At 70.7% G+C, this 22151-nt stretch carries 21 protein-coding genes; 12 read left to right on the top strand and 9 right to left on the bottom strand.

Annotated elements, in window-relative coordinates; all coding sequences use genetic code 11:
- Window positions 1-214: 214 nt before the first annotated feature.
- Complete coding sequence (locus PFX91_RS10860; RefSeq protein ID WP_285731346.1) at window positions 215-559, top strand: hypothetical protein; 345 nt, start codon at window positions 215-217, stop codon at window positions 557-559.
- Here the strand turns inward: PFX91_RS10860 and PFX91_RS10855 are convergent.
- Together PFX91_RS10855 and PFX91_RS10850 are read right to left on the bottom strand one after the other, a co-directional pair.
- Window positions 506-1312, bottom strand: a complete 807-nt coding sequence (locus tag PFX91_RS10855; protein ID WP_285731345.1) for a cyclase family protein — start codon at window positions 1310-1312, stop codon at window positions 506-508. The genes PFX91_RS10860 and PFX91_RS10855 overlap by 54 nt on opposite strands.
- Window positions 1313-1603: 291 nt before the next feature.
- Window positions 1604-1822 (bottom strand): hypothetical protein, encoded by a 219-nt coding sequence (locus PFX91_RS10850; RefSeq protein WP_285731343.1) that lies wholly within the window; start codon window positions 1820-1822, stop codon window positions 1604-1606.
- Between the two features lie 297 nt (window positions 1823-2119).
- Here PFX91_RS10850 and PFX91_RS10845 point away from each other — a divergent pair, with 297 nt between their 5' ends.
- From PFX91_RS10845 to PFX91_RS10830, 4 genes are all read left to right on the top strand, one after another.
- Window positions 2120-3154, top strand: coding sequence for an iron-siderophore ABC transporter substrate-binding protein (locus PFX91_RS10845; RefSeq protein ID WP_285731368.1), 1035 nt, complete (start codon window positions 2120-2122; stop codon window positions 3152-3154).
- Between the two features lie 8 nt (window positions 3155-3162).
- Window positions 3163-4188 carry a FecCD family ABC transporter permease gene (locus PFX91_RS10840; protein ID WP_285731341.1) on the top strand — a complete coding sequence of 342 codons (1026 nt, stop codon included), beginning with the start codon at window positions 3163-3165 and terminating at the stop codon, window positions 4186-4188.
- A 77-nt stretch (window positions 4189-4265) separates the two neighbouring features.
- The gene (locus PFX91_RS10835) at window positions 4266-5282 is read left to right on the top strand and encodes a FecCD family ABC transporter permease (protein ID WP_502888303.1); all 1017 of its coding nucleotides are present in this window, start codon (window positions 4266-4268) and stop codon (window positions 5280-5282) included.
- The gene (locus PFX91_RS10830) at window positions 5279-6106 is read left to right on the top strand and encodes an ABC transporter ATP-binding protein (protein ID WP_502888299.1); all 828 of its coding nucleotides are present in this window, start codon (window positions 5279-5281) and stop codon (window positions 6104-6106) included. Before PFX91_RS10835 ends, PFX91_RS10830 begins: the two co-directional genes overlap by 4 nt.
- Here the strand turns inward: PFX91_RS10830 and PFX91_RS10825 are convergent.
- Window positions 6039-6674 (bottom strand): TetR/AcrR family transcriptional regulator, encoded by a 636-nt coding sequence (locus tag PFX91_RS10825; protein ID WP_285731336.1) that lies wholly within the window; start codon window positions 6672-6674, stop codon window positions 6039-6041. The two genes, PFX91_RS10830 and PFX91_RS10825, sit on opposite strands and share 68 nt — an antisense overlap.
- A gap of 78 nt (window positions 6675-6752) precedes the next feature.
- Between PFX91_RS10825 and PFX91_RS10820 the strand changes: the two genes are divergently transcribed.
- Together PFX91_RS10820 and PFX91_RS10815 are read left to right on the top strand one after the other, a co-directional pair.
- Entirely contained in the window at window positions 6753-7169 is a 417-nt protein-coding gene (locus tag PFX91_RS10820; protein ID WP_285731335.1) for a VOC family protein, read from the top strand.
- 345 nt (window positions 7170-7514) lie between these two features.
- Window positions 7515-8129, top strand: a complete 615-nt coding sequence (locus PFX91_RS10815) for a TetR/AcrR family transcriptional regulator (RefSeq protein WP_285731333.1) — start codon at window positions 7515-7517, stop codon at window positions 8127-8129.
- Window positions 8130-8255: 126 nt separating this feature from the next.
- Here PFX91_RS10815 and PFX91_RS10810 read toward each other — a convergent pair whose 3' ends face one another.
- From PFX91_RS10810 to PFX91_RS10795, 4 genes are read right to left on the bottom strand one after another with little or no spacing between them, the layout of a single operon-like run.
- Complete coding sequence (locus PFX91_RS10810; protein WP_285731332.1) at window positions 8256-9473, bottom strand: acyl-CoA dehydrogenase family protein; 1218 nt, start codon at window positions 9471-9473, stop codon at window positions 8256-8258.
- Window positions 9474-10502: a phosphotransferase family protein gene (locus PFX91_RS10805; protein WP_285731331.1), complete on the bottom strand. Its 1029-nt coding sequence runs from the start codon at window positions 10500-10502 to the stop codon at window positions 9474-9476. It lies immediately after the preceding gene.
- Entirely contained in the window at window positions 10499-11275 is a 777-nt protein-coding gene (locus PFX91_RS10800; RefSeq protein WP_285731329.1) for an SDR family oxidoreductase, read from the bottom strand. The genes PFX91_RS10805 and PFX91_RS10800 overlap by 4 nt, the downstream gene beginning before the upstream one ends.
- Window position 11276: 1 nt before the next feature.
- Complete coding sequence (locus PFX91_RS10795) at window positions 11277-12032, bottom strand: SDR family oxidoreductase (protein ID WP_285731327.1); 756 nt, start codon at window positions 12030-12032, stop codon at window positions 11277-11279.
- Window positions 12033-12184: 152 nt separating this feature from the next.
- Between PFX91_RS10795 and PFX91_RS10790 the strand changes: the two genes are divergently transcribed.
- Both PFX91_RS10790 and PFX91_RS10785 read left to right on the top strand, forming a co-directional pair.
- Window positions 12185-12478 carry a GNAT family N-acetyltransferase gene (locus tag PFX91_RS10790; protein ID WP_285731325.1) on the top strand — a complete coding sequence of 98 codons (294 nt, stop codon included), beginning with the start codon at window positions 12185-12187 and terminating at the stop codon, window positions 12476-12478.
- 39 nt (window positions 12479-12517) lie between these two features.
- The gene (locus PFX91_RS10785) at window positions 12518-13420 is read left to right on the top strand and encodes an LLM class flavin-dependent oxidoreductase (protein WP_285731323.1); all 903 of its coding nucleotides are present in this window, start codon (window positions 12518-12520) and stop codon (window positions 13418-13420) included.
- Window positions 13421-13476: 56 nt separating this feature from the next.
- Here PFX91_RS10785 and PFX91_RS10780 read toward each other — a convergent pair whose 3' ends face one another.
- On the bottom strand, window positions 13477-14433 hold the full coding sequence (locus tag PFX91_RS10780; RefSeq protein WP_285731322.1) for a quinone oxidoreductase family protein: 957 nt from the start codon (window positions 14431-14433) through the stop codon (window positions 13477-13479).
- A 168-nt stretch (window positions 14434-14601) separates the two neighbouring features.
- On the opposite strand from PFX91_RS10780, the gene PFX91_RS10775 reads away from it, so the two are divergent.
- From PFX91_RS10775 to PFX91_RS10765, 3 genes are all read left to right on the top strand, one after another.
- Complete coding sequence (locus tag PFX91_RS10775; protein WP_285731320.1) at window positions 14602-16101, top strand: carboxylesterase/lipase family protein; 1500 nt, start codon at window positions 14602-14604, stop codon at window positions 16099-16101.
- 184 nt (window positions 16102-16285) lie between these two features.
- A complete protein-coding gene (locus tag PFX91_RS10770; protein ID WP_285731319.1) occupies window positions 16286-17569 on the top strand; it encodes an ATP-grasp domain-containing protein in 1284 nt (427 codons plus the stop codon).
- 22 nt (window positions 17570-17591) lie between these two features.
- On the top strand, window positions 17592-19625 hold the full coding sequence (locus tag PFX91_RS10765) for a CocE/NonD family hydrolase (RefSeq protein ID WP_285731318.1): 2034 nt from the start codon (window positions 17592-17594) through the stop codon (window positions 19623-19625).
- A gap of 41 nt (window positions 19626-19666) precedes the next feature.
- Here PFX91_RS10765 and PFX91_RS10760 read toward each other — a convergent pair whose 3' ends face one another.
- On the bottom strand, window positions 19667-22039 hold the full coding sequence (locus tag PFX91_RS10760; protein ID WP_285731317.1) for a Tex family protein: 2373 nt from the start codon (window positions 22037-22039) through the stop codon (window positions 19667-19669).
- Window positions 22040-22151 lie beyond the last annotated feature (112 nt).

Genomic DNA, 22151 nt, shown 5'->3' with positions numbered 1-22151 from the left:
TGAGGTGCCGTCGCGGGAGGATGTGGGGCGGGTGATCATCAGTGGGGAGACGGTGGTGGACAATGTCAATCCCACGATCGTGCCGCGGGGGCAGGTGCGTGGTGCCCGCCAGGAGAAATCCGCCTGACCCGGTCCGCCCGGGCGGAGAACACGCGGTTCGGCACGACCCCCGGCCATCCCCCTCGGTGTGAGCCCGGAGAGGGGAGGCGGACACATGCACGAGGCGGCTCCGATCGGCGAGCGGGAGCCGCTGCTGGAGGAACTGCTCGGCTCCGTGCACACCGGCGACCCGAGCGAGGCGCTGGAGGCGGCGCGTCACCACGGCGAACGGATCGGCCTCAGCGGCATCACCCTGCTCCTGGTGGATCTGCAACAACGCCTCCCGACCCCCCTGAGCGGAGGCCCGGTCCTGGAGATCGACACCACCGTGGCCGGGCACTCCAGTCCAGGACATCCGTACCGGACGAGCCGAGATGTCCCTGGGGACCGGGCCTTTCCGGGGACGTCACCACATGGCCAGTACCCGGCTGGGGCCGCCGGAGGCGTCCAGCCCCGGTAGGACGCCGACGCTGAGCAGCGCTCCGCTCGGCGGAAGTCGTTCCAGCCCCGTCAGCGCCTCCAGACCCCAGCGGTCGGCGCGCCCCAACGTCTCGTGCGCGGGGAACTCGGTGGAGTTCCCCGGGTCGGTGCTCAGGGTGTCCACCCCGACCCCGACCACACCGCGCCGCCCGACCAGGAAATCGCAGGCCTCCGGGCCGAACCCGGGGAAATGCCAGGTACCGTCCTCGGCCACCCCGCGCACCGCCTCGTCCCCCTCGACCCAACGGGAACTCCACCCCGAGTACATGAGCACGGCGGCGCCCTCGGGGATCGGGCCGTGCGTCCGCTCGAAGGCCAGAATGTCGTCCACCGTCACCGTGGTGTCGGGGTCCTCGGCGGCGCGGGCGCTGATGTCGATCACCGCGGCCGGGGCCACCAACTCGTGAGGTGCGATGTCCGGGACCAGACGCCCGCCACCGATCACGTGCCCCGGCGCGTCCAGGTGCGTCCCCGAGTGCTCGCTGAACGTCCAGTTCTGGAGGTAGAAGCCGAACTCCCCCTCGGGGACGGGGTCGCCGACGGTCTCTCGCCGGGGCTTCTCCTCGCCCCAGGAGGGCATGGTGGGCGACAGCACATGGCTGAGGTCGGCCACCCTGCGAAACCCCTTCGGCCAGGGAAGGGGTTCGGGCGGAGGGTCGGGCGGTCCGGCGGGAGTCGACGTGGTGCGGCCGGTCCGCGAACGGACGGTCTCACCGGTTCCGTGCAGGCACATGGGTCCTTCTTTCCTTCGGGGGCTCGTCCACCGCGAGGTCGCGGTGTGGGGGTCGGGAGTCGTCCCCGCGCCTCCTCGTGCGGGAGGGGAGGGACCCTGGCGGCGCCCCGTCGATCCACCGCCAGGGGCAATCTGCCGGCACGGGGCGAGGGACACAAGGCGGCGAACGGGGTGTCGACGGACGAGGTACGGGCCGCGCGGTGGGGCGGTACCGGTGCCGGACACACCGAACGCCCGGTCGGAGGTCGTCCTCCCGGGCGTCTACCTGTCCGGAGCCGCTGCGCGGCCGGGTTACTTCTGGTTCTCCTCCAACCGGAGGGCGACACCGAGCGCGAAGAACGTCGGTGCCCACTCCCCGATGAAGATCCCCCATCGGTCGGCGCGGTCCAGCCCGGCCTCCTCCGCCTTCTTGGAGGCGAACCAGCTCGCGAAGGCGAGCCCGATCGAGACGAATCCGGCGCCGTAGGCCATCTCGGAGGTGACGCCCATCTCGGACAGTTTGGCGATCATGCTGCTCCCTGCGATCGTCGGCTGAGCTTCCCTACGGCCACTGCCCGAGGCCGCTCGCGGGCAAGCTCTAGTGCAGGTCAAGGATGTCCCAGGCGCGGTTGGGGCGGGGTTGAACGCTCTTTTCGGGGCTTGAGGCGTCTTGGAAAACCTCGGGAAGTGAGGTTAGACTAACCTTCGTTTTCCGGGCTTCTCCCGCTATGTCATCCGTGTTTCCCCCGTGGGGGTCTTCGACCCGTGCGCGGGAACGTCCCCCGGACGGCGTGGTCCCTTTCCCGTGACGAAGAAAGCAGTGTGAGCATGGCCTCCACCCTCGGCCGCGTCAGCGGTGCAGGACTGACCCTCCTCTTGGCCCTCGGCCTCACCTCCTGTGGCGGCACGGAGGAGGCCGCCACAGGAGGCGGCGGCGGTGACGGCGGTGGGGAAGGGTTCCCGGTCAGCATCGACAGTGCCCTGGGCACCGCGGAGATCCCCGCACAACCCGAGCGGGTGGTCACCCTGGGCCAGGGGTCGGCCGAGACCTCCATCGCGCTGGGCACGGTGCCGGTGGGCATCGAGAGCTACGAGTGGGGCAGCGACGACACCGGTTACCTGCCCTGGATCCACGAGGCCGTCACCGACGCGGGCGAAGAACTGCCCACCCAGTTCGCCGGTGCCGACGACATCGACTTCGAGACCGTCATCGAACTGGAGCCCGACGTCATCCTCGCGCCCTGGTCGGGCATCACCCAGGAGCAGTACGACATCCTGAGCGACATCGCCCCCACGGTGGCCTATCCCGACCTGCCCTGGAGCACCGACTGGGACCAGCAGATCGAGATCATCGCCCAAGCCCTGGGCCGCCCCGAGGAGGGCCAGGAGCTCATCACCGAGATCGAGGGCCGGTTCGAACAGGCCAGGGCGGACAACGAGCGGTTCGCCGACCTGACCTTCTCCTACATCTACACCGACGGACCCGGCACCCTCGGTGTCTTCCTGCCCGACGAGCAGCGCGTGGCCATGGTGCGCGGCCTGGGCCTCACCGTGGACCCGGTCGTGGAGACCCTCCCCGAGACCGAGGGCACCGACTCGGCCGTCATCGGCCTGGAGAACGCCGACAAGCTCTCCGACAGCGACCTGATCTTCACCTTCTACACCGACGCCGAGACCCGCGCCGAGATCGAGTCCCAGGAGCTGTACGCCTCCATCCCCGCGATCGAGAGCGGGGCCGTGGTCGCCGCCGAGGACACCTCCTTCGTCACCGCCTCCTCGATCATCAACCCGCTGACCGTGCCTTGGGTCATCGACCGCTACGTGCCCCTGATCGAAGAGGCCGCGGCCAACGTCGGGGACTGACCCCTCCCATGGTCAAGGTCGACACACCCACGGCACCCTCCCGGACGGGCCCGGCCCGCGTCGTCCTCGTGTTCGGCGCGGGCGTGGCGGCCCTGGCCGTGGCGGTCGTTCTCAGCCTCGTCATGGGCAGTAGGCCCACCCCGCCCATGGACGTGTGGGCGGTGTTCACCGGCGAAGCGGACGCCTACACCGTCACCGTGGTGGAGAGCCGTTATCCACGCACCCTCCTGGGCCTGGTCACCGGTGCCGCCCTGGCCCTGGCCGGCACCCTCATGCAGGGCATCACCCGCAACCCTCTCGCCGACCCGGGCCTGCTCGGCGTCAACGCCGGTGCCGCCGCCGCCGTGGTCACCGCCACCGCCCTGTTCGGGTCCACCTCGATCGCGGGAACGGTCTGGTGGGCACTGCCCGGCGCCCTGATCGCCGGCCTCGCCGCCTACACGGTGGGCAGCAGCGGAGGCGACGGCGGCATGGTCCGGCTGGTGCTGGCCGGCGCGGTGGTCTCGGCCGTGCTCACCGCCTACGTCCAGGCCGTGGCGTTGAGCATGCCCGAGACCTTCGACGGCTACCGCTACTGGGTGGTGGGCTCCCTGGGCGGACGCGGATACGACGTGGTGTGGTCCGTGCTGCCGGTCATCGGCTGTGGCGTCGTCCTGGCACTCGCCGTCTGCGGTGGACTCAACGCGCTGGCCCTGGGGGAGGAGGCCGCGGTCGCCACCGGTGCCAACACCGTGTGGATCCGGTCCTGCGGACTGCTCGCGGGCACCATGCTCGCCGCCGGCGCCACCGCGGCGGCCGGCCCCATCGCCTTCGTGGGCCTGGCCGTACCCCACGTGGTGCGCGCCCTGGTCGGTGTCGACTTCCGTCTCCAGGTGCCCTTCGCCCTGCTGGCGGGTCCCACCTTGTTGCTGGTCGCCGATGTCGTCGGCCGCACCATCGTCCGCCCCACCGAACTCATGGTCGGTGTGGTCACCGCCTTCGTCGGTGCGCCCGTGCTGTTGTACGTGGTGCGCAGGATGCGGAGCACCCCATGACACACGGCGTCCGACCCGTCCCGGACACCGCCCCGGACGAACGGTCCCACCAGGCGTACACCCCACCATGGGGGCCCGTGCTGAGGCTGGGGCCGGTCGCCCTGCCCGTGCATCCGCGCTCACTGGTGTGGGCGGGGGTGCTCGTGCTGCTCGTGGCCGCCGCCGTGGTGGCCACCCTCTGCCTGGGCAGGCTCGGCATCCCGCCCGCCCGCCTGCCGACGGTCGCGCTCGGTGGCGGCGAGGCCACCGAGACCTTCGTCCTCCAACGCCTGCGCGGACCCCGTCTGACGGTGGCCATGGGCACCGGCGCCGCCCTGGGGCTGGCGGGCGCGCTCTTCCAGTCCGTCACCCGTAACCCCCTGGGCAGCCCCGACGTCATCGGACTGGGGGCCGGCGCCGGCGCCGGAGCCGCCTTCGCCGCCCTGGTCCTGCCCGGTGTGCTCCCCGTGCCGCTGGGGGCCCTGGCCGGCGCGGCGCTGGCCATGGTCGTGGTGGCCACGGTCACCGGAACGGGCCTGCGCCATCCGGGCCGCCTGATCGTGGCCGGTATCGGTGTGGCCGCCATGGCGCAGGCCTTCACCCACTTCGTCATCTCGGTGATGGCCCGTGACCAGGCCGGTGTGCTGGCCGCCTACGTCAACGGCAGTCTGGGGGCCCGCTCGTGGGAGCACGCCGCCACCATCTGGGCGGTCCTGCTCCTGGTGCTCCCCCTCGCCATGGCTCTGGCCGGGCCGGTCGGCGTCAACGAGATGGGCGACGAGCTCGCCGACGCCCTGGGCGCGCGGTCCGCGCCGACCCGCACCGCCGCCGTCACCCTGTCGGTGGTGCTGTCGGCCGCCGCGGTGAGCGTGGCCGGGCCGATCGCGTTCGTGTCCCTGACCGCGCCGCAGATCGCCCGCAGGCTCTCCGCCGCACCCGGCCCCAACCTCGCCCTGTCGGCCCTGGTCGGCGCCCTGCTCCTGGTGATGGCCGACCTGGCCGTGCAACAGGCCCCGATCGGCGACGGTCTGCCGGTGGGGGTGTTCACCATGGCGCTCGGCGGCGTGTACCTGGGCTATCTGCTGGTCCGTGAATGGCGAAAGGGAGTGCTGTGAATCCGGTGTTGTCGGCGCGAGGACTGACCCTGGGGTACGGGGCGGCCCCGGTCGTGCGCGATCTGGACCTGGAGATCGAGGACGGCGAGTTCACCGTCATCGTCGGCCCCAACGGCTGCGGTAAGTCCACGCTGCTCAAGGCCCTGGGGCGGGTGAACCGACCTATGTCGGGACGGGTGCTGCTGCACGGCACCGACGTGCGCGGGCAACGGGCCAAGGCGGTCGCCCGCCGGATGGCGTTGCTCCCGCAGAGCCCCGTCGCCCCCGAGGGCATCACCGTGCGGGCGTTGGCCGCACGCGGCCGGTTCCCCCACCACACCCTGGTGCGGCAGTGGAGTCCGCAGGACGAGACGGCGATCCGCCGTGCGCTGGAGTTGACCGGGATGGCCGGCCTGGCCGACGCCCAGGTGGGGTCGCTCTCGGGCGGGCAACGCCAGCGCGCGTGGGTGGCGATGGTCCTGGCCCAGGACACGGACATCCTGTTGCTGGACGAGCCCACCACCTATCTGGACATCGCCCACCAGTACGACCTGCTGGAGCTGTTCGCCGACCTGCACCGCCAGGGCCGTACCGTGGTCGCGGTCCTGCACGACCTGGCCCAGGCCGCCCGGTTCGCCACCCGTCTGGTGCTGATGGACCAGGGCAGGGTGATCGCCGACGGCAGCCCCGAACAGGTGGTGACCGCGCGCTTGGTGGAGGAGGTCTTCGGTCTGGCCTGCGACGTGGTCCCCGACCCGCGCACCCGCACACCCCTGGTCATCCCGCACGAGCGTGCCCGAGACCTCCCTCCCGTGGCCAAGGGGCGCGCAGGGACTCCAGCATGAGCGACAGGGCCGCCCACACGTCCTCCAGGTCACGGGGGTCGTCACTGTCGGCCAGCCACAACGCGGCCTCGTTCATGGCCCCCGAGAGCAGATGGGCCAAGGGCGCGACCGGTCGGGGGGTCAGGACACCGGTGTCGACCAGTGCGACGAGCACCTCGGTGAGACGGCGGGCCGAGGCGGCCTCGTCCTGAGCGCGCCAGGTGCTCCACCCCAGGACGGCGGGACCGTCCACCAGCATGATCCGTCGCACGTCCGGGGCTGTGGCGGCGGTGAGGAAGGCCCGGCAGCCGGTCGTCAACCGTCGCCAGGGGTCGTCGTGCGCCTCCGCGGCCAGGGCGACGGTCTGGCCCACCTCGGTCTGGACCTCCTCCAGCACCGCGCGGAACAGTGCGGTCTTGCCCTCGAAATGGTGGTAGAGGGCGCCTTTGGTGACCGCCGCCGCCGTGACGATCCGTGACAGGCTCACCCCGCCGTACCCGTGTTGGGCGAACAGTCTCCGACTCTCCCGTAGTAGGGTCAGTCGGGTCTGTTCCCGCTGGTGGGCACGGCTTCCCCGGTCCGGGGACATCTCTGTCCTCCCTTTTGACATACCGACGGTATGTTCCTAGCGTAGTTCACATACCGTTGGTATGCGGAAGGTGCCATCATGCGACTCGACAGCTTCTATCCGGTCATCGGCACTCCCCGGCTCACCGAGTCCCGCGACTTCTACGTCGACCTGTTCGGATTCGAGGAGACCTTCGTGGCCGACTGGTACGTGAGCCTGCGCAGACCCGGCCCGCCCGCCTTCGAACTGGCCCTGCTCGATCCCACGCATCCGACCCTTCCCGAGAGCCACCGCAGACCCGTCCAGGGGTTGTTGCTCAACTTCGAGGTGGACGACGTGGACACCGAGTGGGAACGTCTGGTGGTGCGAGGCGGCCTGCGCCCCGCACTGGACATTCGCACCGAGGCGTTCGGTCAGCGGCACTTCATCGTGGCCGACCCGGCGGGGGTCCTGATCGACGTCATCACGCCGATCCCGCCCTCGCCCGAGTACGAGGCCGGATTCCTTCGGACCTGAACGGCCGTGCCCCGCTTCCCGGTGCCGTCGTCGACCCGGATAAGGGGCGGCCGTGAAGTCGACGCCGAAGCGGGCCTCGCCGCCGGCGGCGAGGATCCACGACGACAGGCGGATCGGCCCGGGCGAGCCCGCACCGCGCACGCGTGCGCGACGAGGGCCGCCCGCGCGCACTCTTGGAGATCCACCCTGAGGCCGGGGCCCTCGTGCCCCGGCCGATCCCGACGGGCGCAGAGGTGGACGGGGGTGCTGTGACAGCAGGGGCCCGCCGCCCGCGTGGGTACCAGCCGGTCGGTATGCTGGCTCGGCCGGTAACACCGGGACGACGGGGCACGGAGTGGAAGAAAGATGACACGAGCACAGCGGGTGGCCGACACCGACACGGCGAACAGGCCCGTACCCGAGCGACTGCTCCGGGCGGCGACCCGACTGTTCGCCGAACGTGGCTATGAGGGCACCTCCGTGCAAGAGGTCGTGGCGGCCGCGGGCGTGACCAAGGGCGCGATGTACCACTACTTCGGCTCCAAGGACGACCTGCTCTACGAGATCTACGGGCGCGTGCTGCGCATGCAGACCGAACACCTGGTCCGCATCGCCTCACGGGACGCACCGGTGGCGGAGCGCGTGCGCGCCGCCGCGGCCGACGTCATCGTCACCAGTGTCGCCAACCTGGACGACACCGTCATCTTCTTCCGCTCCATCCACCAGCTCAGTGAGGACAAACAGCGCGCCGTACGCGCGGAGCGGCGCCGCTACCACGAGATCTTCCGGGACATGGTCGCCCAGGGGCAGCGTGAGGGGGTCTTTCGCGACGACGTCTCCGCCGACCTGGTCGTCAACTACTTCTTCGGTTCGGTACATCACCTGAGCACCTGGTACCACCCCGGAGGCGCGCTCACCGGCGAGGACGTGGGCCGGCACTTCGCCGACCTGCTCGTGGCGGGACTACGTCCCGAGGCCTGAGGGCCCCGCCCCGCGGCGATCTCGCTCCAGGGTCCTCGTCGACGGTGACGCCGGAGCCGCCGTCGCCGGACGGCGACGGGGCCGGGGCGAGCGCCCCGGCCCCACCGTCGTTCTCGGCGGTGCTCGTCATCCCCGACGGTACTTGCGCAGCTCCGCGCGGCCCAGCGAACGCAGGTGCACCTCGTCGGGCCCGTCGGCCAGCCGCAGGGACCGCACGCCGGCCAGCCACCCCGCCAGCGGCAGGTCCTGGCTCACCCCGGCCGCGCCGTGCGCCTGGATGGCCTTGTCCAGGATCCACTCCACCGTGCGGGGCGTGGCGATCTTGATCGACTGGATCTCGGTGTGCGCGCCCTTGTTGCCGACCGTGTCCATCAGGTAGGCGGTCTTGAGCACGAGCAGGCGCAGCTGCTCGATGGCCACACGCGCCTCGGCGATCCACTCGCGTACCACGCCCTGCTCGGCCAGTGGGCGGCCGAAGGCCTCCCGGTCCAGCACCCGGCGGCACGTCAGCTCCAGGGCCCGCTCCGCCATGCCGATGCTGCGCATGCAGTGGTGGATGCGGCCCGGTCCCAACCTGGCCTGGGCGATGGCGAACCCCTCGCCCTCCCCACCGATGAGGTTGTCCGCCGGCACGCGCACGTCGTCGAAGACGACCTCGGCGTGGCCGCCGTGGTCACCGTCGTCGTAGCCGTACACCTTCATGCCGCGTCGTACCGACACCCCGGGGGTGTCGCGCGGCACGAGCACCATGCTCTGCTGGCGGTGACGTTCGGCGCCCGGATCGGTCTTGCCCATCACGATGAAGACCGCGCACTCGGGGTTGAGCGCACCGGTGATGAACCACTTGTGCCCGTTGATCACGTACTCGTCGCCCTCGCGGACGATGCTGGTGGCGATGTTGGTGGCGTCGGAGGAGGCCACCGCGGGCTCGGTCATCGCGAAGGCCGAGCGGATCTCGGCGTTCAGCAGCGGCTTCAGCCAGCGCTCGCGCTGTTCGGGGGTGCCGAACATCGTCAGCACCTCCATGTTCCCCGTGTCGGGGGCGGCGCAGTTGAGCGCGATGGGCGCCAGTCGCGGACTGCGTCCGGTGATCTCCGCCAGGGGCGCGTACCGCAGGTTGGGCAGACCACCGTGCTCGGGGTGGCCGGCCAGGAACAGGTTCCACAGTCCCCGCTCGCGCGCCTTTGCCTGCAACTCGCGCACCACCGGAGCGGTCGACCAGGGGTCCTCGCGAGCGGCCAGTTGCTCCTGTAGCACGGGCTCGGCCGGATAGACGTGTTCGTCCATGAAGGCCAGCAGCCGCTCGCGCAGCTCCTCGGTCTCCTTGTCGTGGGCGAAGTCCATTCATTCCTCCTTGAGCATGGTGTGCGCGCGTTCCACCAGTGGCGCGACCATCTCGCCGACCCGGTCGAAACCCGCCCCGACGGTCAGCCCCTGGCTGTGTCGGAAGTGGATGCCTTCGGCGATCACCGCGAGCTTGAAACAACCCAGGGCCACGTACCAGCCCAGCCGGGACACGTCGCGCCCGGTGGCTTCGGCGTACATCCGCACCAGTTCCTCAGGGGAGGGGTAACCCTCGGCCGAGGTGGCGGGGGGCGCGCCCACGCCCACCGGCTGACCCTGGTAGACCAGCATCAGTCCCAGGTCCACGAGCGGGTCGCCGAGGGTGGCCATCTCCCAGTCCAGGACGGCGCTGATGTCCCCCTCCGGGGTGACGAGCACGTTGTCCAGGCGGTAGTCGCCGTGCACGATGGCGGACGCCGACTGCTCGGGCAGCGTGGCCGCGAGCCTCTCGTGGAGTGCGTCGATACCGGGGATGTCGCGGCTGCGGGAGGCCTCCAACTGCTTGCGCCAACGGCGTACCTGCCGCTCCAGGAACCCCTCCGGGCGGCCGAAGTCGCCCAGACCGACCTTCGCGGGCTCCACGGCGTGCAGCCTGCCCAGGACCTCGATCAGCGACTCGGCCACCCCGCGCACGGCCCGCGGTCCGAGCGGGGCGATCTCCTCACGGGTACGGAAGGGGGTGCCCCTGACGTACTCCATGACGTAGAACGGGGCCCCCAGCACCTCGGTGTCCTCGCACAGCACGTGGGTGCGGGGCACGGGCACGGCCGTCTCGCGCAACGCGGTCATCACCCGGTACTCGCGGGGCATGTCGTGCGCGGTCGCCAGCACGTGGCCCAACGGGGGACGTCGCACCACCCAGTCGCCGGTGCCGTCGGTGACCACGTAGGTCAGGTTGGACTTGCCGCCCGCGACCACGCGGCCCCGCAGCGGACCGGAGACCAGACCGGGCACGGCCCCGTCCAGATAGGCGCGTAGGCGCCCCAGGTCCAGACCCGGGAGTTCGTCCTCGGGATGCGGTGCGCTCACGCCTCCTCCTCGAAGACCTTGGCCTGCAAGCGGCGCATGCCCGCCAGCCAACGGTCGGTGTCGGTGGCCCGCGCCGCGTAGTAGTCCGCGACCTGGGGGTGGGGCAGGATCAGGAAGCGCCCGTCGGCCAGACCGGCCATCACCGCGTCGGCGACCTCCTCGGGGGTGATCGCGTCCCCGGCCAGGATCGCCTTGCCGCTGTCCCCGCTGTTCTCCAACAGGTCGGTGCGCACGCCCAGCGGGCAGACGCACTGCACGGTGATCCCACGATCGCCGTAGGTGGCCGACATCCACTCGCCGAAGGCCAGGGCGGCGTGCTTGGTCACCGAATACGGTGCGCTGCCGAGCATCGTGAGCAGGCCGGCCGCCGACACGGTGGTCAGGAAGCGGCCGTGTCCGCGCTCCAGCCAACCCGGGACCAGCTCCCGGGCGGCGCGCACATGCGCCATCACGTTGACCTGCCAGGCCAGATCCCAGTCGGCCTCGGGTGCCTCGGGGCCGCCGCTCACGCCCACTCCCGCGTTGGCCACGTACATGTCGATGCCGTCCAGGTGGGCTCCGGCCTCGGCGATGAGAGCGGTGACGCCCGCCTCGCTGGCCGCGTCACCGGGGACGGCGATCCCGCCGATCTCGGTGGCCACGGCCTCGGCGGCCCCCGCGTCGAGGTCGTTGACCACCACGCGCGCCCCCGCCCCGGCCAGTCTCCGCGCGAGCGCGGCGCCGATACCGTTGCCCGCTCCGGTGACGACGACTCCGGCGTCGTTCAGCTCCATGTCACACACCCCCGGTCAGGGTGAGGCCACCGTCCAGGACCAGCGTGCGGCCGGTGATCCAGGAGGCGTCGTCGGAGAGCAGGAAGGCGACCGCCGCCGCGATGTCCTCGGGCTCACCCAGGCGTCCGAGGGGGTACTGGGCGGAGACCTTCTCCTCACGTCCCTCGTACAGGGCGGAGGCGAACCTGGTCTTGACCACGGCCGGGGCGACGCCGTTCACACGGATGCCCGGACCCAGCTCCACGGCCAGCTCCTCGGTGACGTGGATCAGCATCGCCTTGGTGGCTCCGTAGAAGCCGATGCCGGGGGAGGGCTTGGTCCCCGCCACGGAGGAGACGTTGACGACGGCGCCGCCGTGCTCGGCCATCCAGGCGTGGTAGGCCTTCTGTGTCCATGAGATCGCCGACAACGCGTTGACCTCGAAGATCTTGCGCGCCGCGTCCAGGTCCAGGTCGATCATGCGACCGTAGACGGGGTTGATGCCGGTGTTGTTGACGAACATGTCGATGCCGCCGAAGGCCTCCAGGGTGGCGGAGATCGCCGCGTCCTGGTGCTCGGGGTCGTCGGCCCGGCCGGGGACCCCGATGGCGTGCTCGGGTCCGCCCAGGGCCTCGACGGCTTCCTGTAGGGGCTCGGGCTTGCGTGCGGTGACGCACACGCGCGCGCCCTCGTCCACGAGTCGTCGGGCGATGGCCAGGCCGATGCCCCGGCTCGCGCCGGTGACGATGGCGGTCCGGCCGCCGAACCGGGATGTCATTCCGTTCTCCTTAAACCGACTAGTCGGTATGCCACGGCGACTCTATGCCCACCAGGGCATGTGCCGCAAGGGCGGGGGAGGGGTAGGGGGAGGTCGGCGGTGACATGGGGCGCCGCCGACCGACGCGAGACGAAGAGGGGGTCGATGCGGCGGTGACGACCGAGGTGATCGATGTTCCCGAGCGTGGACGCTATGAGATCAAGGACGAGGAGGGTACGGCCGGGTACTCCGAGTACATCCTCACCGAGGGGCTCTTGACCCTCACCCACACCGAGATCGATCCCGCCCGCGAGGGGCGGGGGCTGGGCGGAAGGCTGGTCCGCGGGGCTCTGGACGACGCCCGTTCCCGGGGCCTGGCGGTGCTCCCGTTGTGTCCCTTCGTCAAGGCGTGGATCGGACGCCATCCCGACTACGCCGACCTGGTTCACCGTGCCCCCCGCGGATGAACCGGGCAGATCCGCACGGAACGAAAGAGGAGGTCGCCCATGGGAACCGACTACGGACGCGATGTGACCTTCGGGGTCTTCGCTTCCCCCGACGCCGGCGCCGACTCCCTGCAAGACCTGTGGGCGCAGTTGTCGGCGGCCGAGAACGGCGGGCTGGAGTTCGTGGGCATCCAGGACCATCCCTACCAACGCCGGTACCTGGACACATGGAGCCTTATGGCCACGGTGCTGGCCCGTACCGAACGGCTGCGCGTCTTCCCCGACGTGGCCAATCTCCCCCTGCGCTCACCGGCCATCATCGCCAAGTCCGCGGCCAGTCTGGACGTGCTCTCCGGGGGACGCTTCGAGTTGGGGCTGGGAGCGGGGGCCTTCTGGGAGGCCGTGGTCGCCATGGGCGGTGAGCGGCGTGCCCCGCGCGAGGCGGCGGACGCCCTGATCGAGGCGGTGGAGGTGATCCGGCTGCTGTGGTCGGATCGGCGTTCGGTGCGCTTCGAGGGTGAGCACTACCGGTTGGCGGGGGTCAAACCGGGGCCCGCCCCCGTGCACGACATGGGTATCTGGCTCGGAGTGTACGGTCCTCGTCTGTTGCGGGCCCTGGGGCGGATCGCCGACGGGTGGGTCCCCTCCAGTGGTTACGCCGACCCCTCCAAGCTCCCCGACATGCAGGCCCGGATCGACGCGGGTGCGGCCGAGGCGGGCCGCGACCCCGCGTCGATCCGGCGGGTGTACAACGTGATGGGCACCATCACCGACGGCGCGTCCACCGGTTTCCTCCAGGGACCGCCCGAGCAGTGGGTGGAGCAGGTGGTCGAGCTGGTGCTGGAGAGGGGGATGGACACCTTCGTGTTCGGTCCCGAACGGGATCCGGTCGTCCAGGTGGAGAGGTTCGCCGCGGAGGTGGCGCCTGCGGTCCGCGCGGAGGTGCTTCGCGCACGCGGCTGATCCCCCCGAGTCGGACATATCCGGATCTACGTTGTCAAGGTGGCGCTCTCGTCCCCTCAGATCGTGGTGTCGAGGGTGAGCTTGCCGATGGTGCCGCGTGAGCGCAGGGCCTCATGGGCACGGGAGGCCTCGGCCAGGGGGTAGCTGCCGCCCAGGACCGTCCTGAGTCGGCCCTGGGAGACCAGGCCGAACAGCTCCTCCATCGCCTGGCCCATCACGTCGCCGGGCAGCGTCCACACGTGCGGCAGCCACATGCCGGCCACCGTGGTGGAAAAACGCATGAGGTTGTTGAGCTTGACCGGCTCGGGCTGTTCGCGCGAGGCCATGCCGTAGAAGGCCAGGCGGCCGAACGGGGCCAGGGCCCGCACGCTCTGGTCGGTGACCCGACCTCCGACCATGTCCAGGACGGTGTCCACCCGCCGTCCGTCGTTGGCCTCGATCAGGGCCTGGGTCATGTCGGGGGCGGAGGAGTCCACCACGGCGTCCGCCCCCAGCTCCAGGGCCAGGGCGCGCTTGTCCTCACTGCTCGCCACCGCGATCACCCGGCCGGCGCCGAAGTGCTTGGCCAACTGGACGGCGAGGGTGCCCACGCCGCCGCCCGCCGCGTGCACCGCGACCGACTCGCCCGGGTCCAGGCGCACGGACTTGCGCAGCAGTACCCAGGCGGTGGCGCCCTGCACGATCAGGGCCAGGGCGTCCTCCTCCGTGACCCCCTCGGGAATGTCGAAGCACAGGGCGGGGGAGGCGGTGGCCTTCTCGGCGTAGCCGCCGCTGGTGGTCAGCGCGACCACGCGGCGGCCGTCGGGGGCGCGTCCGGCGATCTCCATGCCGGGCACCAGGGGGAGGGAGGCGGGGGCCAGATAACTGTTCTCGGCCTGGTGGGTGTCGGCGAAGTTGATGCCGGCGCGGGTCACGTCGACGAGGATCTCGCCGGGACCGGGCTCGGGTTCGGGCAGTTCGGTGAGGCCGAGGACCTCGGGTCCGCCGAACTCGGTGATCTGGATTGCGCGCATGGCGGCCCTTCGTTCGTGGATTCAAACCGACCGGATGGTATGTTACCGGCTGGAAACCCGCATGACGGCCTGGAGCGCCTCGTGGGCGGGTCGGCCGTGCGGGGGTCTTGCGTCCGATTACCTAACGATGTTAGGTGGAGGTGTCGGGAACCGATGGGGAGGACGCACGTGAACGTCGAACGCACAGTGACGACGAAGGCCGGTCGGGTCCGGGGCATCGCCTCGCCGCGCTCCGAGAGCGACGGGGTCACCGTCTACCGGGGCGTCCCCTACGCCGCGGCCCCCTTCGGAGAACACCGCTTCGCCGCCCCCGCGCCCGCCGCCGCCTGGGACGGCGTGCGCGACTGCACCTCCTTCGGGCCGCCGCCCCCGCAGGGCGCCCAACTCATCGGCGCGGCCCCCTGGGATCCACAGACGTCCCTGGACTGTCTGTCCCTGAACGTGTGGACCGCCGCACGCCAGGGCGACCGGGCACCGGTGCTCGTGTGGATCCACGGCGGCGCCTACATCGTCGGCGCGGCCTCCGAGGCCACCTACGACGGCACCCGACTGGCCGAGAGCGGTCTGGTCGTGGTCGGCGTCAACTACCGGCTCGGCTTCGAGGGCTTCGGTCACGTACCCGGCCGCCCCGACAACCGCGGACTGCTCGACCAGGCCGCCGCGCTGCGCTGGGTCCAGGAGAACATCGCCGCGTTCGGCGGCGACCCCGACAACGTGACGATCGCGGGAGAGTCGGCCGGAGCCGGGGCCGTGGTGTGTCTGATGGCCTCCCCGCACGCCCGCGGGCTCTTCCGTCGGGCGATCGCGCACAGCGTCCCCGGGGACATGCTCACCGAGGACACCGCGCGATCGGTGTCCGAGCGGATCGCCAAGGCCGCCGGGGTCCCTCTGGAAGCCGACGCCCTGGCCGCCCTGCCGCCGGAGAGGCTGTTGGAGGCCGTCGACACGGTGTTGTCCCAGCCGTCATCGAAGGACGGTGTGCGGACCAAGGCCTTCACCTGCTTCGCACCCGTGGTCGGAGGCGCCGATCTGCCCGTGGCCCCGCTGGAGGCGATCACGCGTGGCGCCGCCTCCGACGTCGACCTGCTCACCGGCCACAACGCCCACGAGTACCGTCTGTTCACCGAGCTCGGACAGAGCGTGGAGATCGACGACGAATCCGCGTTGGCGGTGACCGCCTCCCGGCTCGGGCTGGGAGAGGACGCCGTCGGCGCCTACCGGGCGGTGCACCCGGGCGCCACACTGCGCGAACTGTACGCCGCGATCCAGGGCGACGCCCTGTTCTCCGAGTACACCGTGCGCTTGGCCGAGGCGCACGCCGCGGCCGGAGGCCGCGCCCACTTCTTCCGACTGGCGGCGGAGAGTCTCGCCCTCGAAGGGCGCCTGGGCGCCTGCCACGCCTTCGACCTGCCGTTCGCCTTCGGGAACCTGGACACCGACTTCGGGATCTTCCTGCTCGACGGAGAGGCGGGCGAGGCCCACCGTGCGCTGTCCCGGCGCATGGTCGCGGCTTGGCGGGACTTCGCCGCCACCGGAGACCCGGGCTGGCCCGCGGTGACCTCCCGGGCCACACCGGTCAAGGTGTGGAACACGGAGGACACGGTGCAGCCCGAGGACACCTCTCCTGTACGGAAGCTGTGGGCCGGGGTGGCCATCGATCCCAAGTAGACGGATCCTCCGGCCCGACGGCGGAGGGCGGGAGAAATTCCCCGTCCCGGATCGGGTCTGACGAGAGGGAACACGGGCACCCTCCAAGTAGGGGCGACGGCGCCGGTCCCCCTCAAGGCCCGGGGAGGGATTCCTCCCGGGAGGGGAACGGTCACCGGCGGACACCACCCCGTGGAGGTGGGCCATGACCACGAACGTGTTCGTTCTGGGACTCGACGAACAGAACCGGGAGATCCTGCTCTCCCTGCCCGACGCCCGCGATTACCGCTTCCTCTCGTTGCTCGACCTCGACGAGATCGGCCAGGACCGGGAAGTGGACATGCCTGCTCTCCTCGCCCTGGCCGGGCGGAGGCTGGACTCCTTCGAGGGCTCGGTGGACGCGATCCTCGGGTTCTGGGACTTCCCGGTCAGTTCCCTGGTGCCGCTGCTCTGCCGTGAGCGGGGGCTGCCGTGCGCACCCCTGGAGGCGGTCGTCCGGTGTGAGCACAAGTACTGGAGCCGTCTGGAACAACGGGCCGCCGTCCCCGAGGCGGTCCCTCGATTCGCCAGGGTCGATCTCGACGTCACGACCAAGCCCGAAGACCTGTCCTACCCGTTGTGGGTCAAGCCGGTGAAGTCCTTCTCCTCCGAACTGGCCTTCCGCGTCACCGACGACGACGGCTTCCGCACGGCGATGGAGGAGATCAGGGCGGGCGCCGGACGTGTGGGGGAGGCCTTCCAGTGGGTGATGGACAGGGTCGGACTGCCTCCCGAGGTCGCCGAGGCCGGGGGCACGGCCGCGCTGGCGGAGGAGGAGGCCAAGGGCGACCAGCTCACCGTGGAGGGGTATGTCCGCGGCGGTGTTCCGCACGTCTACGGCATCATCGACTCCCACTGCTATCCGGACAGCCCGAGCTTCCTGCGCTACGAGTACCCCTCCCGCGTGCCCGAGGCGGTCGGGGAACGCCTGACCGACCTGACCGAACGCGTGATCGCCCGGGTCGGTCTGGACGACGTGACCTTCAACGTCGAGTACTTCCACGATCCACGGAGCGGCGAACTCAGGCTGTTGGAGATCAATCCGCGGCACTCCCAGTCACACGCCAGGATGTTCGAGCTCGTGAGCGGGGTGTCCAACCACGAGATCTGCCTGAGGGTCGCTCTGGGGGAGGAACCCGAGCTGGAGCGGGAGGGGGAGTACGCGGTGGCGGCCAAGTGGTTCCTGCGTCGTTTCCACGACGGCCTCGTCTCGCGGGTGCCCACGGAGGAGGACATCGCGCGGGCGCAGGAGGCGGTGCCGGGCACGAGGGTGGAGGTCGTGGCGAGCCAGGGGCAGCGCCTCTCCGAACTCCCCACCCAGGACAGCTACAGCTTCGAGTTGGCCCACGTCTTCGTGGGAGCCCGGGACAGCGAGGAGTGCGAACGCAAGTACCGGGACTGTGTGGGGCGGTTGCCCTTCACGGTCCACAGCATCGACGAAGAGGACTGAGCCAGGAGAGGAACCGTGAGCGATGAGAATCGTCAGCGAGCTGCCGAACGAGATCCGTGAGGACGAGTACGTACGCATCCCGGTCGGCGACGGCGTCCGGCTCGCCGCCCGGATCTGGCGGCCGGTGGGAAGCGAGGAGGCCCCGGTGCCGGCCATCCTCGAGTTCATCCCCTACCGCCGGCGCGATCTGACGGCCCAGCGCGACTCGGTGCACCATCCCTACATGGCCGGGCACGGGTACGCGTGCGTCCGGGTGGACCTGCGCGGCAGCGGTGATTCCGAGGGCGTGCTCACCGATGAGTACCTGGAACGCGAACTCCAGGACGCCGAGGAGGTGCTCGCCTGGCTCGCCGACCAACCCTGGTGCGATGGGAGCACCGGCATGATGGGCATCTCCTGGGGCGGGTTCAACGCCCTCCAGGTCGCCGCTCGGCGGCCCGAGAGTTTGCGCGCGATCGTGACGGCCTCTTCCACCGACGACCGCTACTCCGACGACGTGCACTTCATGGGCGGATGCCTGTTGGGCGACAACCTGTCGTGGGCCTCCACGATGTTCGCCTACAACTCCTGCCCGCCCGACCCGGAACTGGTCGGTGGGCAGTGGCGGAAGATGTGGTACGAGCGGCTGGAGCACAGTGGCCTGTGGCTCGACACCTGGTTGCGGCACCAGCACAGGGACGAGTACTGGAAACACGGCTCGGTGATCGAGGACCTGGGCGCGGTCCAGGTGCCCGTCATGGCCGTCAGCGGCTGGGCCGACGGCTACTCCAACTCGGTCTTCCGACTGCTGGCGGGGCTGGGGGTCCCCTTCCTCGGGCTGCTGGGCCCTTGGTCGCACAAGTATCCGCACCTGGGCCAGCCCGGACCCGCCATCGGCTTCCTCCAGGAGATGGTGCGCTGGTGGGACCGTTGGCTCAAGGGCGTCGACAACGACGTGATGGAGGCGCCCGCCCTGCGAGCCTGGATGCAGGAGAGCGTGATCCCCTCCACCGCCTACGAGGAGCGGCCGGGGCGCTGGGTCGGCGAGCGGGAGTGGCCCTCACCGAACATCGTGTTCGAGTCGCACCCGCTGGGGGCCGGCCGGGTCCTTCGAGAGGGGGAGTCGGTGAGTGGGGAGGACGTTCTGACCCTGTCCTCCCCGTTGTCCACCGGACAGCACGCGGGCAAGTGGTGCTCCTACAACGCTCCTCCGGACCTGCCCTATGACCAGCGCGAGGACGACGGTGGGTCGATCGTCTTCGACAGCGGGCCCCTCCCCGAACGGGTGGAGATCCTCGGCTCCGCGGTGGTCGACCTCGAACTCGCCGTGGACCGGCCCGACGCGATGATCGCGGTGCGGCTGAGCGACGTCAATCCGCGGGGGCAGGCCACACGTGTGACCTACGGGCTGTTGAACCTCACCCACGCCGATGGGCACGAGAATCCCCAGAAGCTGGTGCCCGGGCGCCGGTACCGTGTCTCGGTCCCCCTCAACGGCGTGGCGCAGGTGTTCCCACCGGGACACCGGATGAGGATCTCGGTCTCGACCTCCTACTGGCCGCTCGTGTGGCCCTCGCCCGAACCGGTGGTCCTCTCCGTGTTCCCGGGGGAGCACACCTACGTACACCTTCCGGTGCGCCCTCCCGACAGCGGGGACGACGGGCGGGAGGTGGCGCCCTTCGACGAGCCCGAGGGCACCGCGCCGATCGCCACCAGCCAGCTCGAACAGGGTGAGCAGCGCTGGGACCTGACCCAGGACCTCGTGCGCTACCACTCCGCCCTGCACGTGGTCAAGGATCTGGGAACGGTGTGCTTCGACGACATCGGGTTGGAGGTGACAAGGCGCGCGGACGAGTGGTACAGCCACGTCGGTGACGACTATGACTCGGTCCGGGGCGAGGCGGAGTGGACGATGGGCTTCGCCCGTGGCGACTGGTCGGTGCGGACCAGGACCCATACCGTGCTCACGTCCACGCCGACCGACTTCCACCTGCACGCGACACTCGACGCCTACGAGGGGACCAGGCGGGTGTTCACGAAGATCTACACCTCCGTGATCCCGAGGGACTGCGTCTGAACCCATAGGGGCGCCCGCCTCGGCGAGCGCCCCGGAAGGGCCTACCTGCCCAGGCCCGCGCGGCGCAGTGCTTCGGCCATCGCCCCCTGCGGGGCAGCGCCGCCACGGTCGTCCCGGCCGCGTCCGCCGCCTCCCCGACGTCCGCCTCCTCCGCCACGACGGCGTTCGCCCCCGCCACGGTCGCCGCGCTCCTCACGGCCGCCGCGGCGCCCGGGGGCCTCGTCGTCCAGGCGCATGGTCAACGAGATGCGCTTGCGTTGGATGTCGACGTCCTGCACCTTGACCTTGACGATGTCACCCGGCTTGACCACGTCGCGGGGGTCCTCCACGAACTTGTGCGAGAGTGCCGAGACGTGGACCAGACCGTCCTGGTGGACTCCCACGTCCACGAACGCGCCGAAGGCCGCGACGTTGGTGACCACGCCCTCCAGGATCATGCCCTGGGCCAGGTCCTCCAGCTTCTCCACGCCCTCCTTGAAGGTGGCGGTGGCGAAGGCCGGGCGCGGGTCGCGGCCGGGCTTCTCCAGTTCGGCGAGGATGTCGGTGACCGTCGGCAGGCCGAAGGTGTCGTCCACGAAGTCCTGGGCGCGCAGCCGGGAGAGCCGCTCCTTGTCGCCGATGAGCGAGGGCAGGTCGGTGCCGACCCGGTCCAGGATGCGCCGCACCACGGGATAGGCCTCCGGGTGCACGGCCGAGGCGTCCAGGGGGTCGTCTCCCCCGGGGATGCGCAGGAAGCCCGCGCACTGCTCGAAGGCCTTGGGCCCCAGTCGCGGTACCGAGCGCAGCTCCTTGCGGGTGCGGAAGGGGCCGTTGGCGTCCCGGTGCGCGACGATGTTACGGGCCAGGGTGGAGGTCACCCCCGACACCCTGGTCAGCAGCGGGGCCGAGGCGGTGTTGACGTCCACGCCCACGCCGTTCACACAATCCTCGACCACGGCGTCCAGCGAACGCGACAGCTTGGCCTCGGCCAGGTCGTGCTGGTACTGGCCCACCCCGATCGACTTCGGGTCGATCTTGACCAGTTCGGCCAGAGGGTCCTGTAGACGCCGGGCGATGGAGGCGGCGCCGCGCAGGGACACGTCCAGGTCGGGGAGTTCCTCCGCGGCGTAGGCCGAGGCGGAGTACACCGAGGCGCCGGCCTCCGAGACCATCACCTTGGTGAGCCTGAGCTCGGGGTGACGCTTGATCAGGTCGGCGGCGAGTTTGTCGGTCTCGCGTGAGGCGGTGCCGTTGCCGATGGCGACCAGCTCCACGGAGTGGGCGGCGCACAGCCTGGCCAACCGGTCGATGGAGCCGTCCCAATCGTGGCGCGGCGCGTGCGGATAGACCGTGTCGGTGGCCACGACCTTGCCGGTGGGGTCGGTGACCGCGACCTTCACACCGGTGCGAAGGCCCGGGTCCAGTCCGAGGGTGGCGCGGCTCCCGGCGGGAGCGGCCAGCAGCAGGTCGCGCAGGTTGGCGGCGAACACGTCGACGCCCTCGTCCTCGGCGCGCTGCCACAGCCGCATGCGCACGTCGAGGTCCAGTCGGACCAGGATGCGGGTGCGCCAGGCCCAACGCACGGTGTCCTGGAGCCAGCGGTCGGCGGGGCGGCCCCTGTCCACGATCCCGAAGTGGTGGGCGATGGCGTTCTCATAGGTGCTGCGGACCGTGGCGTCGCCGCCCTCCGCGGGGTTCTCCTCCGGTACCAGGGTGAGGGTGAGGACCTCCTCCTTCTCCCCTCGGTACATGGCCAGGACACGGTGGGAGGGCATGGCGGTGAGGGGTTCGGAGAAGTCGAAGTAGTCGGCGAACTTGGCGCCGACCTCCTCCTTGCCCTCGCGCACGGTCGAACTCAGTCGGCCCTTCTCCCACAGACGTTCACGGAGGAGCCCGGTGAGGTCGGCGTCCTCGGCGAAGCGTTCGACCAGGATGGCGCGGGCCCCGTCCAGGGCGGCCTTGGTGTCGGCCACGTCCTTGTCGGGGTCGACGTAGGCGGCCGCGGTCCGCTGGGGGTCCTGCCCGGGGTCGGACAGCAGTGTTTCGGCCAACGGTTCGAGGCCGGCCTCGCGGGCGATCTGGGCCTTGGTGCGCCGCTTGGGCTTGTAGGGAAGGTAGATGTCCTCCAGGCGGGCCTTGGAGTCGGCCGCGTGGATGCGGGCCTCCAGTTCCTCGTCCAGCTTGCCCTGGGAACGGATCGACTCCAGGATCGCGGTCCGTCGCTCGGCCAGCTCACGCAGGTAACGCAGGCGTTCCTCCAGGGTGCGCAGCTGGGTGTCGTCCAGTGCGCCGGTGGCCTCCTTGCGGTAACGGGCGATGAAGGGCACGGTCGATCCGCTGTCGAGGAGTTCGACGGCGGCGGTCACCTGGTGCGTGCCCACACCGAGTTCCTCGGCGATGCGCTGGTCGATCGTGGGTGTGGCAGGGGTCGTCACTGGTTCGAAGTCCACTCTTTGGCTGTTCGGTGCGGGGACATTCTGCTGCCGGGGGAGGACGTTGTCATCCCGGCGGGTCTCGTGTCATGGCTTTTGCACCGTGCTGTCGGTC

Origin of the sequence: Nocardiopsis sp. ATB16-24 (genome assembly GCF_030271535.1) — a bacterium.
GTDB lineage: Bacteria > Actinomycetota > Actinomycetes > Streptosporangiales > Streptosporangiaceae > Nocardiopsis.
Note: the sequence above shows the minus strand (reverse complement) of the source record. Positions and strands in the feature narration are given on the sequence as shown.